Genomic DNA, 13,102 nt, shown 5'->3' with positions numbered 1-13,102 from the left:
CGGGGCAGTTAGGTGAGTATAAGAGACAGGTAGCCGCCCCCACCGCCGTCGTAGCCGCCTCCGTGGGAGCCCCCGAAGTCGAAGAGGCCGCCGAAGAAACCGCCCTCGGACGAGCCGCCGCCGTACGAGCCGCCGTCGTACACGGGAACGTACGAGCTGCCGTACGACCCGCAGTGGCCGGGGGCGCAGCACGCGGCCGACCTGCCGGTCGTGACCCGGGTGTCGCGCCGCAGCGTGTCGGCCAGCTGCCGGTCCGGCAGCTTGGTCAGCCCGTGCAACGCCACCAGCTTGACGTCGTCGGGGCTCGACCACGACCCGTCCGCCAGGTCACGCACGTCCACCCGCGCCAGCGCGGCCCTGCCCGCCTTCGTCACCGGGTCAGCCATGGCGCGGCGCAGCCAGAGGAAGCAGGCCACGCCCACGACCACCGCTGCGGCCGCGATCATGATCGCGCCCAGCGGCCCGCCCAGGAAAGGGCTCACCGCCGCCATGATCGCCGCCAGCGCCGCAAAGACGATCAGCCGGCTCGTACGCCGCCGCGCCCGCGCCCGGTCGGCCGGCGACATCAGGAAGCCGTGCCGCCACAGCGGCGTGGTCAGCCGCCGCATCGTGTGATCGTCGACCGTGCTGTGCCGTACCTGCGCCGTCGTGCGCCCGCCCGGAGCCGACTTGACGTGCTTGTGCACCGCCCGCTCGACCGGCGTCCGCTTGCGCGGCCGGAATCCCTGCACCGGCGTGACGACCCCCTCGCTCGACACCCGCACCCCGCCCTGCGAGACCAGCGACACCAGCGCCGTGTTGACGACCCGGCGGGGCCCGCCGGCCAGATACGCCGCCTCGTAGAGATCGAGTGGATCGCGCGCAGCCGCGGCCGTGGTGGAGCGGGCGCGGAATAACGCCAGCTGTGTTCTGACCGCGGTGAACGCGACGAGCGCGAGCAGCGCGATGGCGATTCCGTAGAAGACCCCGTTCATGAGCGTCCCCCTGACAGACAAATTCCGGGAAACCCCGCTTGTTCAAAAGACGTTCCGGCTGGAGCGGCGGTTCCCGGGAAAGTTGTCAGAATGCGCAAAAGGCCATTCAGCCGCGGCCGCGGGCCGCGAAACGGGGGTGGAAATGGTCTTTCTCGGCTACCTTGATGTGGATTTCGTGCCCTGCCGGGGTCGGCCACGACCATGGCCGGGCTCTCAAAGGTCGCAGAGTCGGTCCGGTTCCGCCGCCCGCTTGGGGATGAAGTGGCGAGACGAGCGGGTTGGTGCAAGGGAACGACGGTCCCGGCCCCTCAGAGGAGATCACATGAGCACGCACGCCGACCCAGCGGGCGGTCGCCCGGTCCGCCAGCTCCGCCTGGTGGTCGAGGCGGAGGACTACGAGGCCGCGCTGACCTTCTACCGCGACGTCCTGGGGCTTCCTGAACAGGCGGCGTTCTCGAGCGGGGACGGCGCCCGGGTGGCGATCCTGGACGCCGGGCGCGCCACACTGGAGATCGCGAACCCGGCGCAGAAGAAGATGATCGACGAGGTCGAGGTGGGCCGTCAGGTGGCACCGAAGATCCGGGTCGCGTTCGAGGTGGACGACGCGCGGGCCACGACCGGACGGCTGGTGTCGGCGGGCGCGGCCGAGGTCGCGCCCCCCACGGTCACGCCCTGGGAGTCGCTGAACGCCCGCCTCGACGCCCCCGCCGGCCTGCACATAACCGTCTTCCAGGAACTGCGCAGCCTGGAGGAGCGCGAGGCGCTCGACGGCTTCGGCACGGACCCGGACCGGCTCCCGGACTCCTGACACCGGCGCGCCGCGGCTGACCGTGGTGGCCGCTCGCGGAGCTTGACCTGGAGTCCGATCCAGCTCCTAGGCTTGCCGCCCATGACCATGCGATACCGCCCACTCGGCGGCACCGGCATCGAGGTGAGCGTCCACTGCCTGGGCGCCATGATGTTCGGCGCGGTAGGCAACCCCGACCACGACGACTGCGCCCGCATCATCCACCACGCCCTCGACCACGGGATCAACTTCGTCGACACGGCCGACATGTACTCGGCGGGGGAGTCGGAGGAGATCGTCGGCAAGGCGCTGCGCGGGCGGCGCGACGATGTCGTCCTCGCCACCAAGGTGCACTTCCAGATGGGGGAGGGCCGCAACAGGAGCGGGAACTCGCGGCGGTGGATCGTCAAGGAGGTTGAGGAGAGCCTGAAGCGCCTGCAGACCGACTGGATCGACCTCTACCAGGTCCACCGCCCCGACGACACGACCGACGTCGAGGAGACGCTCGGCGTGCTGGGCGACCTGGTCACCCAGGGCAAGATCCGGGCGTTCGGCTGCTCGACGTTCCCCGCCGAGGACATCGTGGAGGCGCACCACGTGGCCGAGCGGCGCGGGCTGCAGCGGTTCAGGACCGAGCAGCCGCCGTACTCGCTGCTCGCCCGCGGGATCGAGACGTCCGTGCTGCCGGTGTGCCGCCGGTACGGGATGGGCGTGCTGACGTGGAGCCCGCTCGCGTCGGGGTTCCTGTCGGGCAGGTTCAGGAAGGGGAAGCCCGCCGATCTGTCCACCGGGCGGCCGGCGCTCACCCCGAAGCGCTTCGACCCGTCGATCCCCGAGAACGTCACCAAGCTGGAGGCGGTCGAGCGCCTCGCCGAGCTGACCGAGTCCATCGGGTGCACGCTGCCCGAGCTGGCCGTGGCGTTCCCCGTGGCGCATCCCGCCGTCACGTCGGTGATCATCGGGCCTCGCACCATGGAGCAGCTCGACGCGACGTTCAAGGGCGCCTCGCTCACGCTCGACGACGCGACGCTCGACAGGATCGACGAGATCGTGCCGCCGGGCACGAACCTGTACCAACCGGACGGCGCATGGCGGCCGCCCGCACTCGAGGACGTGGCAGGACGCCGACGGCCGCTCGCCGGCCGCTCCGCCGGCTGAACGGCGGCCCGTCGCGTCAGGGCTGGGCGGCGGTGGCCACCATGAACGGCCCCGGCCTCATTTGGCGGCGGGGCGGGCCCGGACGTGCATGCGCTCGCCCTGGGGCCCGAACAGCGCCAGGACCTCGGCCGGCTCGGCGCCCGGGTTGACGAAGGCGTGCGGCGTCCGTGTGTCGAACTCGGCCACCTCGCCCGGCGTCAGGAGCACGTCGTGCTCCCCGAGCAGCAGGCGCAGCCGCCCCGACAGGACGTACAGCCACTCGTAGCCCTCGTGGACCTGCTGCTCCGGCTCCTTCTCCGGCCAGTGCGGCGGATAGATCTGCTTGTACGCCTGCAGCCCGCCGGGACGGCGGCTCAGCGGGATGTACGTCATGCCGTGGCGCATGATCGGCCGCATGTGCACGCGCGGATCGCCGGTCACCGGCGCGTCGATCAGCTCGTCCAGCTGGACCTGGTGGGCGCGGGCCAGCGGGAGCAGCAGCTCAAGGGTCGGCTTGCGCTGGCCGGACTCCAGGCGGGACAGGGTGCTGACGGAGATGCCGGTGCTCCCGGAAAGCTCCGCCAGCGTCGCTCCGCGCTCCAAGCGCAGCGCCCGCAGCCGGGGACCCACCGCTTGGAGCGTCTCCTCTAGGTCGTCCATCCGGCCACTTTGCCATTACGGCAACGCTATTTGTCAAATACGCGGTGTGCGCCACTGTGTGCCGCTGTTGGCGGAACAGACGCGGAATGATCTTGCCGCGCGTGACCCTGGTGTCCCCGGCGATGACGCCATGACGGCGGCGGCCGACGCGGGCCGCTCACGACAGCTCCAGCGCGGCACACCACTGTGCGCCGCGCCCACACGCGCACCCGCACGCTGTCCGTCCGGCAGGCACGCACCGATCACCTGGCCACCCCGCCGCGCCGTAGGGTTCGCTTATCGCGTGGAGGCGCCCGACGACGACCCCTATCACGGCACCTCGCTGGAGGACTTGGGCAACTCCGTGGCCATCTCGGCCGCAAGCCTCCTGGGAGTCGCCGTGGCTGGCGTGGCCTGGACGACGGGCAGGAGGTCGTGGCCGGTGGCCGTCGTGTTCGGCGTCCTGTGCGTCCTGGCGGTTGGCAGGTTCGGGTACCTCTGGATCTCTTGACGCGCGGGCGCCGCGCACATGGTCCCTTGATCAGCTTCTCGGCAAGCAGGATGATTTGGCGGCGCAGATCCCGTACTCATACCTCCCCTCCACAGCGGCACCAACACGGATCATGACGTCGGCTGGGGGTCCATGATCGCGCGGCGAGACCGGAGGAGGCGGGATGATCCCCGATGTGGACCTCGTGCGGGACTTCCTCGACGAGGAGGAGGAGACCGAGGCGCGGCGGGCGATGCACGAGCTGCTGCCGCTGATGACGCTCTCTGTGCGGGAGTCGGTGCAGACGGTGCTGGACAGGCCGCGCCGCAGGTGCGCGTTCATATCCGGGGGAGTGACGAACGGTCCATCGAACAGGCTCGGCGTGCATTCTGCCTCTTCTTGGAACGAACGGGCTCATAGGCGCGATATCGAAGAAGGGGGCCGGGCCTAAGATCGTGGAGGTCGGGTGCGTATTCATTTCACCCGCGCTGATCTGGCGCGTACCTATGTGGCGAACGGGGCGGACGTCATGTGGGAGTTGGCCAACAGCATTCAGGCACTACAGGCTACGTACGGCAAGAGGGACCTCGGAGGGTGGCGCCGACGCGTTCGCCACGATCTGCACCAGACCAACCTGGCATCCCGGGTTCGAGCTCGCCTGTTTCCCATTGCGCCCCACGCCGCCTACTATCCCGACCTGCTTACCCCGCCGGAGGGCGCGCTCGGCCTGGAGGAGGCGCTGGAGGCGATCCTGAGTACATCGCGGCGCCGATTATGCGACGAGATCGGCTTACTCGGCGGCGGCCCCGGCCATGGCGCCTGGCTAGACGACCTGCGCGCATCCAGATACCGAGCGCTGGCCGAACTCGGCGACACCATGCGCGCCTACCATCGCGTCTCGGTCGCCCCGTACTGGCCGACGATCCGCACCTGCGTAGACTTCGACGTCGCGCTGCGGCGCCAGGCACTTCGCGCGGGCGGCGTCGATGGGTTGCTCGACAGCTTCCGCCCCATCATGCGATGGCACTTCCCCGTCCTGGACATCCCCGCCCACCCCTCCAGCCGAGACGTCCACCTGCACGGCGGACTGTTGCTGATCCCCTCCTACTTCGCCCGCCTGCATCCCGCGACCATCTTCAACCCCGGACTCCCGCAGGTCGTCGTCTACCCCGTTGACCATTCTCCTGGCTCCGCCACAGTGCGCCACGGAGCCGCCCTGGATCGGTTGCTCGGCGACACCCGCGCCGCAGTCCTGCGCGCCGTGGCAGCGAGTGGCACCACGAGCGACCTGGCCGAGCGGGTCGGGGTGTCGCCGGCTACGACCAGCCATCACACCACGATCTTGCGCGACGCGGGCCTGATCATCAGTAGCCGCAGCGCCAACACCATGCTGCACACCCTCAGCCCTCTGGGCGCGGATCTCCTGCTCGGGCCGACTGCCGAAGAAGAGGATGACCGCTCGCCCGGGACGAGGCGGCGGTCGGAGGCGTTCCAGGCGAAGGTCGCCAAGCATATTCACGGCTGACCCCGACGTGGCCCCGGCCGTTCCGAGCACGCCGGGGCCATTGGCCAGTGGCCAGCGAGGAGACGGGGAGGTGACGGCACAGGCTGAACGCTGGCGACCAGGGAGTTTTGACTGAGGCCGAATGTTGTGGACGTCTTGGTGCTGCCCCGCAGACGCTTGTGCCAATCAGTACCACTCGGACACACAGGAAGGGTCACACGAACATGCGCCGGTACTCGTCAATCGTCGTGAGTCTGCTCATCGCCACCATCCCGTTCCTCGCCGCTACGCCAGCGCAGGCGACAGCATTGGCATGGGAATGCGACCTGAACTACTCGTGCTACTACATGGGGTACAACGGAACCGGCAGTAGATGGGTAGCTCCAACTGCTGGTTGCCACGAGCCCCCGGCCTTCCCCGGAAACAGCATCAGCTCCGTCTACAACCGCGGCCATAACAATGCCTACGTCCACCTGTACGCCAAGGTGAGCTCCTCCTGGGTAGAGATCGCCTCATTCTCGCCCGGCGCCTGGGGGAACCTCTCGGGGTCTTCGGACAACAATGCCGACCGCGTCTGCATTACCCCGTGACTTCAGCTGGTAGCCAGCCGTTCTCAATACGGAAAGCGAACTGGTGGGAAGATGTGGTGGAGCCGCGCCGGCGAAAGGTTGCGGAGCACATCCACGCCTGACCCGGACATGAGAAAGGCCCGTCGTGCACCATCGCGCGGCGGGCCTTCGCCGTGTTGGGGACTTACAACTCGGGCTGCTCGGCGGCGGCCTCGTCGTCCGCCTCGAGAATCGCCTGGACCTTGGGTTCCGCAGATGTGTCTGAAGAAAAGCACACGGATCAAGGGGTTGAGCTGCGGTAACGCATGCTGGAACGCGTGCGCGGCGTGGTACTAGGCGGGGGTGTTATTGCTGGTCAGGAGGGGGTGGCCGGTATCGCCTCTATGACCTTCTTCGGGATGGGAAGCGCAAGTTTGGCGAGGATGTCTCGTTGTGGCTTGGTGAGCTCGGCTATCTGGCGGAAGGTGCCGGTTGGCCCGGTGAAAGTGGCGATGGTCAGTTGGTCGAATTCCTCACGGATGTGCCGCCAGGTCCGGCCTGTGCCGGTTTCGATGATGCGGATCAGCAGCAGGGCCAGCCAGCAGAGGATGACGTGGGCGCGGATGCGCTGCTCCAGGCGGTGGTAGACGGGCCGCAGGTCGATGATCTGCTTCATGTCCCGCCAGCCCCGCTCGACCTGCCAGAGCTGCTTGAATCCCAGTGCGATGTCCTCGGCGCTCAGACGCGGGTCGCTGCTGCGCAGCAGGTACTTGCCGTCCAGCTTGGCCTCGGCCTTGACCTTGGCTTGGTCGATGCGCAGCAGCCCGCCGGCGGTGACGCGCAGGTAGCGGTTCAGGCCGGGCTTGGTGGAGATCACCCCGCGCAGTTCGGCCCGCTTGTCGCTCTTCCAGCCGTCGGTGCCGTCGATCAGCTCGCCGAGGTGGGCCAGCAGTCGCTCCCGCACCGCCGCGTCGCGATCGGCACCGTCGGGGTTGAAGCAGATGACGAAGCGTTCATGCTCGCTGATGCGGACCTCTTTGACCTTGAGGTTGCCGGCCACGTCGGTGTAGCGGCCCTGCCGTGCCAGCGCCGCCTTGGCCTCGGGGCTGCCCGAGCGCAGCTTTTCCCCGAGGATGTAGTGGTGATCGCCGCTGCGTAGCGTGCGCCGGTTGTCTTCGGAGGTGAAGCCGCGGTCACCCACCCACACGATCTTGGCGAGAGTCCAGTCCCGCATGTCCTTCTTGACCTGGCTGATCACGGTGGCGTCCGCGGTGCCGCCCGGCCAGCGCCAGCAGCGGACCGGGATGCCGTCGCGGGTGACCGCCAGCCCGATCACCACCTGCGGCAGGTCGTCGCGGTGATCCTTGGACTTGCCGAACGCCCGGAAGCCCTTGCGCATGGCCGGTTCCTCGCCGGCATCGCAGTCGTCGGGCAGGGGCATGCCGCGCTCGTCGCGGTCGATGGCCTCATCGGGGGTGTCGATCTCGAAATAGGTGCTGGTCGTATCGAAAAACAGCAAGTCCACCTGAAGGTTCAAGAGGGTGGCGACCTGGTCGAACACCTTGTTCTCGATCGCGTCGCGGCACTCGTGCAGCCAGTCCATCGCCCGATAGCAGGCATCGTCGCTGCAGCTGGTCAGGCTCTCGATGTGGGCGCGGCGGCCGACCCAGTGCGAGGCGGCCAGCTTGGAGGAGGCATCCAGCGCGCGGTTGGCCACCAGCGCGAACAGCACCCGCTCGGTGTAGGGGCCGCGCCGGGTACGGGCCAGCATGGAAATCATGATCTTGTCGATGGACAGCTGTCGCCACAGCTGGTCCAGCAGGTAGGCGCCGCCGAAGCTGGCTGAACCCTGGTAGTTCAGCTCGCCGGGGGTGCGCACGGTGGCCGCGCGTTCGGGGTCCAGCAGCCGGCACAGCGAGGTGACCAGGCGCTCGACCGCCGGGCGGTCGAGCTGATCCTCGCGGCCGAAGTTGTGCAGCACCTTGGTCTTGGACGATTTGCTGGCCGGATCCCATTCGTTGTGCGCCAGTTGCAGGTAGCGCACCACCGTGCCGTCCTTGTTCCTGCGGGCAGAGCTCCTGACGAACATGCCACCAGACCGTAACAGCTTAAGCACAGTCTGTGACTGCTGTTTCGTGGAAGTCGTGTTACTAGGCGTTCTCGCGATTTCCGCTAGGCCTCATGTCGCCGACCTGCATCTTCATGCTCGATCATGCCCCAGCAGCCCGATTAGCTGCGGAACGCGAGTCAAGAGAAGACGGCATAGCCTTCCGCTCCCCGCCCTAGGAAATCTACATTGTAAAGGCGCCCAGTTTAGATCACTCGTTTGATCGTCTAGTGACTCTCCTCACGTGGTTTGAAAGGCACGGGCTTCGCCCGTACGCCTTCCAAAACGGGGGCTCTCTCCGGCCGGGACCATCGTTATCTGGGGTGGTAGGGATCCGCCGGGTGGTGCGGAGGTGAGACTCCTCCGGGCCGCCCGGCCGCTCGCATATCACGAGCGAGGAAAGCCGGTACCTCAAACTGCCGCCCGGAGTTCCCGTGCTGGACGTCCTCCATGTCAGCATCGACCAGAACAGCGATCCCTACGAACTGACCAGGTTCGCATGAGATCGGACATGACCGGACTGTTCTACGACACGCCGGTTGAATGATCAGGAGGCGAGCACCAGTTGGCCACCAGCAGCTTTATACGCCTAGGAATTCTCGCCCTCCTCTGGGGCTCTAGCTTCCTATGGATCGCCATCGCACTGCGTGGACTGTCACCTGCCCAGATCACCTTGATCAGGCTCGCCCTTGGTGCTCTCGTTCTCTACCCGATCATCAAAGCACGGGGCTTAAGGCTGCCAGCACAGCCGATCTTGTGGATTCATCTGGCCATAGCGGCGCTATTCGCCAACGCTATCCCCTACACCCTCTTTGCGATCGCCGAACAGCACGTGAGCTCCAGCGTGGCCGGAGTGCTCAATGCCACCACGCCGCTATGGACGATCTTTCTTGGCTTCATCGCCGGAACTGATCTCGGCATCGGCGACCTCGTCATCGAGGAGGGCGTACAGCTGCGTCGTCTCTGTGCCCGCGTGGCCGCGCCTGCGGCGCACGGCCTCGATGGACACCCTGGAGACGGTGGTGGAGTTCGTACGGCGTGTGGCGGCTTTCCCCTTGACGCCCTTGTGCAAGGCCCACCCACTCAACCTTGTCGAAGGGAGGGCTCTTCGGCCGAGGCGTCGTGGATGCGGAAGACCGGGTGGCGGGCGGCGATGGCCTCGAAAGAGGCGAGTGGCGCGCGACGTGACACCGGGACGTGGGGGCGGGCGCCCGGGGCGAGGGCGAGGTAGCGGCGGAGGATCGGGGCCCGGAGGTCCGGGGGCACCTCCTCCAGCAAGACGGGGCGGCGGTCGCCGCGACGCAGGATCGCGTGACCGTGGGCGGCGCGGACGTTGCGAACCCAGTTCGCCTCCTCACCCAGCATCGACACCAGGTACTCCCCGCCCTCGTGGTCCGCCACGACCACGGGGACCGAGACCGTCCGGCCGCTGGTCCGGCCGCGTACCTCCAAAACCACGGCGCGGCGGGGGCTGAGACAGCCCGCGGCGTACTGCAGGATATCCAGGTGGTTCATGGCCCGCGCCAGTCTCCCGGGACGGCCGCGGCGGTACATCCACCGTTTCAGGGCATAGAAAGGGCCGCCTCGGTGTGCGGCCGTCGAATTCTCTCGTTCGAGCATTGCGAGCCTCCTGTTCAGGTCTTCCAGAGGGTGTGGTGTGACCACACCGATTCGAGGGCCTCGGCGAGCGTGGTCCCGGTGAACCACCACACGGCGACGACTGCGGCGGTCAGCACCCAGGAGGCCGCGATCGCGCCCGCGCTCTTCTCGCGGCCGGGGGCGAGTACCCACCACACCACCGTGAGCACCGCCACCACCAGCACGACGGACGAGAGGGTCAGGTAGTCGCCCTCGTGGGCGTGGGAGAGGACGGTGGGCGACAGGGTCTGACCCGCACCTTGGGCGGTCGTGCGCAGCGTGCCGAGGAGGGCGGAGCCGGCGGTTCCCGCCCAGATCGCGAGGGCCGCGTTCAGGACGCTGAACACGACCAGGGGCAGCCGCATGCCACGCCGGGACGTGGGCCGCCAGGCGTAGACGAGGGCCACGAGGGTGGCGAGGGGAGCAGTGATGATCACCAGATGGCCGGCGAGTGCGTGGACGGGCATTTCCGTCACCTACTTCGGTTGGATGTCTCCATCGTCACGCTACTGGCAGTGTCCGTCAATATGGCAGAGTATGCCAAATTGACACAGTGCGATAACCTGGCCCCATGGCGTTGACCCTTCGCCAGCGCAACCGGCTGGCCGCGGTGCACCACATCATCGACACCGCCATGGACCTCTTCGACGAGCGCGGGTACGGCGAGGTGACGGTCGAGCAGGTCGCCGCGGCCGCGGGCGTCTCGCCGCGCACCTTCTACCGGTACTTCGGCTCCAAGGAAGGGCTGTTCACGACCGACCCGTACGCGACGATCGGCGTCGACCGGCTGGAAGGCCACATCGACTTGGACGATCTGCCGGGCACGGTGCGCCGGATCGTCGCCGCCGTCGCCGACCCGGCGCAGCGGGCGCCTTGGCGCACGGGGGAGCCCTGGCGCGGCATGCAGTACGTGCTGGAGGAGCCGCCGGTGCGGGCGGCCGTGTACGCCGCGCTGGACGAGAGCAGCCAGCGCTTCGCGGACCTGCTGCGGGCCCAGGGCATGTCGGCCACACGGGCCGGGGTCACCGCCCGCACCTACTGGTTCGGCGTCTACTTCGGCTCACTGGAGCAGTGGCATCGGGAGGGCCGGACGCGGACGCTCCTCGACCACATCGATGAGGCGCTCGCGGCGCTGCACGACCTGCCCTGAACCTAACGGGTCCGGGGTTGATGCTGGTGCGCCGACAGCGGATGGGCCGCGCCGGCGATGGCGCGGGCCGCCTGCTCACGCAGTGCAGGGTAGTCGCCCTGGTCGTTGACGCACAGCAGCGGGCAGGTGATGAGCTCGGCGTCGGCGCTGGTCGGCCGGGGTCGTGGTGGGCCGGCGGGGCGCAGGAAGTAGCCGGGCAGGCTCGCCCGCTCGTTCGGGATCTCCACCACGTCGATCGGCGGGTTGCTCAACGCCGCGAACCGGCGGAACAACGTGCGGAAGTGCTCAACGCTCGGGCGGAAGTCCGGATCGTCCGGCATGACGGCCATGGCGGCGTTCCAGTGGTAGGTGACCGCACGCAGGTGGGCCTCCTGGGCGCTGACCAGATGCCTGGCCGCCTCCGCCCGCTCGGCCACCGCCTCCGCCCGCGCGCCCTCCTGCGTCCAGGCGGCCCGCCAACTGGCCGGGTCGCCCTCGGTGATGCGCGCGGCCGCGGCGTGGCACTCGCCGAGCGCGGCGCCCTTGAACCCGTGGTGGTCAGCGTGTGCAGGAAGGCCAGGTCGGTGAAGATGTCGTCGAAGTGGTACTTCACCCGCCCGACGGCGGGTGCCGTGGCGTGCTGGATCATGTCACTCCTTGTCTGGATGGGGAAGGTGGCGTTCGATGCGGACCTCGGGATACTGCCGCGATGGGCCGTCCAGCAGGGGCGAGTGCGTGCCCTTGAGCTGGTGGTCGAAGAACGCCACGGAGTAGGCGTTGGTCACGGCGTGCGCCCGCGAGCCGCCGATCGGACCGGACAGACCCAGGGCGGCGGCGAGGGGCGGCGCCGCGAAGAGCGGGCCGTCGGTCATGTCGAGGTGGAAGATGCCGTCCACCAGCACGAAATAGCCCTCCGTGGGCAGGCTCTCGTACACCGCCCGCATGGTGTTCTGGTGCTCGGCGATGTCGGCCTCCGTCCAACCGCCGGCACGCCGCCTTTCGAGCCGCATGACCTCGGCGTCCCTGGTGATCCACATGGTCGGCTGCCGGAGGCCCGACCGTACCGCGTCAGGGGTCATGTAGCCGTCCTCGAGCAGGCACGCCCGCAGCCGCGGCTCCGCCAGGCAAGCCTGGGATCCCACGATGGCGCCCAGTGACTGGCCGGTGAGGCCCACCCGGCTCAGGTCCAGCCGGCCGGTCAGGACGCCGTGGGGGTCGGCCAGGTCCAGGGCGGTGAGCCGGTCCAAGGTGGTGCCGACGTCCTGCGAGAGGTGGGGGATGTGGGTGTCCTCGAACGCGCGGTCATCGAGGCGGTGGTCGTAGGCCACCTGGCGGCCGTCGGGGAAGAGCACCGCCGCATGGGCGTACGGCTGGCCGATGGCGGCGACGACGTACCCCTGCGAGGCCAGTTCCTCGACCTTGAACGTGTACACCTGGCGGTAGCCCTGGATGCCGGCCAGCATGATCAGCACCGGGTAACGCAGCTCGCCGTCCGCCACGGGGGCTGAGGGGACGGCGTTGGTTCTGACGTGTCCCAGGTGCGAGAAGGTGAAGCCGGGCACGCCCAGCAGGCGTCCCAGCGTCGGCGTGATGATGGCGGCGTCCTCGATGTACGGGGCCCGCGGCGCAGACGGATCGGCCTCGGCCGGATACCAGATCTGCACCATGAGCTCGCGGCGGTCGTCCGGGGCCGCGGTGAAGATCTCCGGACGGTCGGCGTCCACCCAGTGGTAGGTCAGCGTGCCGACGTCGTATGGGCCGGTGGGCTCGGGGAAGCCGAAGATGGGAAGGGCCGCAGGCAGGGCGGCGGAGACCACCAGCCCCAGCACGCCGAGCCCGGCCCCGAACAGCCGCGGCCACCTGCGTCTGCCCGGCGCCCGGACGCCTCGGAGCAGCCGGCCGCCCGCGAACGCGAACGCCAGGCCCAGCCCGTACGCCGGGATCATCTGCCAGCGCGGCCCCTCCACGAGCAGGTGCGCGGCCATCGCGGCCGGCGGCACGAGGGCCGCGTGCCGCAGCCACTCGACGCGCCCCCGCGGCGGGATCACCAGCACCACGAACGCCACCACGTCGGCGACCAGCAGCACGATCTCGAACGGTCTCATCTCCGCTCCCTCGTTCCGGATGCGAGTCCGATCCAGGCTCCGCC

At 68.7% G+C, this 13,102-nt stretch carries 15 protein-coding genes and 1 pseudogene; 8 read left to right on the top strand and 8 right to left on the bottom strand.

Annotated elements, in window-relative coordinates; all coding sequences use genetic code 11:
* Nucleotides 1-8 precede the first annotated feature (8 nt).
* Nucleotides 9-974 carry a TIGR04222 domain-containing membrane protein gene (locus EJK15_RS47135; RefSeq protein ID WP_138716996.1) on the bottom strand — a complete coding sequence of 322 codons (966 nt, stop codon included), beginning with the start codon at nt 972-974 and terminating at the stop codon, nt 9-11.
* Nucleotides 975-1,296: 322 nt separating this feature from the next.
* Here EJK15_RS47135 and EJK15_RS47130 point away from each other — a divergent pair, with 322 nt between their 5' ends.
* Nucleotides 1,297-1,782, top strand: coding sequence for a VOC family protein (locus tag EJK15_RS47130; RefSeq protein WP_138716995.1), 486 nt, complete (start codon nt 1,297-1,299; stop codon nt 1,780-1,782).
* A gap of 81 nt (nt 1,783-1,863) precedes the next feature.
* Entirely contained in the window at nt 1,864-2,919 is a 1,056-nt protein-coding gene (locus EJK15_RS47125; RefSeq protein WP_240777663.1) for an aldo/keto reductase, read from the top strand.
* 57 nt (nt 2,920-2,976) lie between these two features.
* On the opposite strand, the gene EJK15_RS47120 is transcribed toward EJK15_RS47125, so the two are convergent.
* Nucleotides 2,977-3,558, bottom strand: a complete 582-nt coding sequence (locus EJK15_RS47120; RefSeq protein WP_138716994.1) for a helix-turn-helix domain-containing protein — start codon at nt 3,556-3,558, stop codon at nt 2,977-2,979.
* Between the two features lie 283 nt (nt 3,559-3,841).
* Between EJK15_RS47120 and EJK15_RS47115 the strand changes: the two genes are divergently transcribed.
* From EJK15_RS47115 to EJK15_RS47100, 4 genes are all read left to right on the top strand, one after another.
* Nucleotides 3,842-4,048, top strand: a complete 207-nt coding sequence (locus EJK15_RS47115; RefSeq protein ID WP_138716993.1) for a hypothetical protein — start codon at nt 3,842-3,844, stop codon at nt 4,046-4,048.
* Nucleotides 4,049-4,211: 163 nt separating this feature from the next.
* On the top strand, nt 4,212-4,478 hold the full coding sequence (locus EJK15_RS47110; protein ID WP_138716992.1) for a hypothetical protein: 267 nt from the start codon (nt 4,212-4,214) through the stop codon (nt 4,476-4,478).
* A gap of 15 nt (nt 4,479-4,493) precedes the next feature.
* Nucleotides 4,494-5,552 carry an ArsR/SmtB family transcription factor gene (locus EJK15_RS47105; RefSeq protein ID WP_138716991.1) on the top strand — a complete coding sequence of 353 codons (1,059 nt, stop codon included), beginning with the start codon at nt 4,494-4,496 and terminating at the stop codon, nt 5,550-5,552.
* A 227-nt stretch (nt 5,553-5,779) separates the two neighbouring features.
* On the top strand, nt 5,780-6,121 hold the full coding sequence (locus EJK15_RS47100; protein WP_171074938.1) for a peptidase inhibitor family I36 protein: 342 nt from the start codon (nt 5,780-5,782) through the stop codon (nt 6,119-6,121).
* A gap of 334 nt (nt 6,122-6,455) precedes the next feature.
* On the opposite strand, the gene EJK15_RS47095 is transcribed toward EJK15_RS47100, so the two are convergent.
* The gene (locus tag EJK15_RS47095; RefSeq protein WP_138716989.1) at nt 6,456-8,168 is read right to left on the bottom strand and encodes an IS1634 family transposase; all 1,713 of its coding nucleotides are present in this window, start codon (nt 8,166-8,168) and stop codon (nt 6,456-6,458) included.
* 583 nt (nt 8,169-8,751) lie between these two features.
* Between EJK15_RS47095 and EJK15_RS77955 the strand changes: the two are divergent.
* Nucleotides 8,752-9,030 (top strand): annotated as a pseudogene (locus EJK15_RS77955) (EamA family transporter); the annotation flags it as partial.
* 30 nt (nt 9,031-9,060) lie between these two features.
* On the opposite strand, the gene EJK15_RS76695 reads toward EJK15_RS77955, so the two are convergent.
* The 3 genes from EJK15_RS76695 to EJK15_RS47080 form a co-directional block, all read right to left on the bottom strand.
* Complete coding sequence (locus EJK15_RS76695; protein WP_276615501.1) at nt 9,061-9,195, bottom strand: hypothetical protein; 135 nt, start codon at nt 9,193-9,195, stop codon at nt 9,061-9,063.
* Nucleotides 9,196-9,269: 74 nt separating this feature from the next.
* Nucleotides 9,270-9,701 (bottom strand): nitroreductase/quinone reductase family protein, encoded by a 432-nt coding sequence (locus tag EJK15_RS73405; protein WP_240777662.1) that lies wholly within the window; start codon nt 9,699-9,701, stop codon nt 9,270-9,272.
* A gap of 119 nt (nt 9,702-9,820) precedes the next feature.
* Nucleotides 9,821-10,291: a hypothetical protein gene (locus EJK15_RS47080; RefSeq protein ID WP_138716987.1), complete on the bottom strand. Its 471-nt coding sequence runs from the start codon at nt 10,289-10,291 to the stop codon at nt 9,821-9,823.
* A 104-nt stretch (nt 10,292-10,395) separates the two neighbouring features.
* On the opposite strand from EJK15_RS47080, the gene EJK15_RS47075 reads away from it, so the two are divergent.
* On the top strand, nt 10,396-10,974 hold the full coding sequence (locus EJK15_RS47075; RefSeq protein WP_138716986.1) for a TetR/AcrR family transcriptional regulator: 579 nt from the start codon (nt 10,396-10,398) through the stop codon (nt 10,972-10,974).
* A 2-nt stretch (nt 10,975-10,976) separates the two neighbouring features.
* On the opposite strand, the gene EJK15_RS47070 is transcribed toward EJK15_RS47075, so the two are convergent.
* On the bottom strand, nt 10,977-11,390 hold the full coding sequence (locus tag EJK15_RS47070) for a hypothetical protein (protein ID WP_138716985.1): 414 nt from the start codon (nt 11,388-11,390) through the stop codon (nt 10,977-10,979).
* Nucleotides 11,391-11,603: 213 nt separating this feature from the next.
* The gene (locus tag EJK15_RS47065) at nt 11,604-13,058 is read right to left on the bottom strand and encodes an alpha/beta hydrolase family protein (protein ID WP_171074937.1); all 1,455 of its coding nucleotides are present in this window, start codon (nt 13,056-13,058) and stop codon (nt 11,604-11,606) included.
* Nucleotides 13,059-13,102: the final 44 nt, after the last annotated feature.

It is taken from the genome of Nonomuraea basaltis (genome assembly GCF_005893125.1).
Lineage (GTDB): Bacteria > Actinomycetota > Actinomycetes > Streptosporangiales > Streptosporangiaceae > Nonomuraea > Nonomuraea basaltis.
Note: the sequence above shows the minus strand (reverse complement) of the source record. Positions and strands in the feature narration are given on the sequence as shown.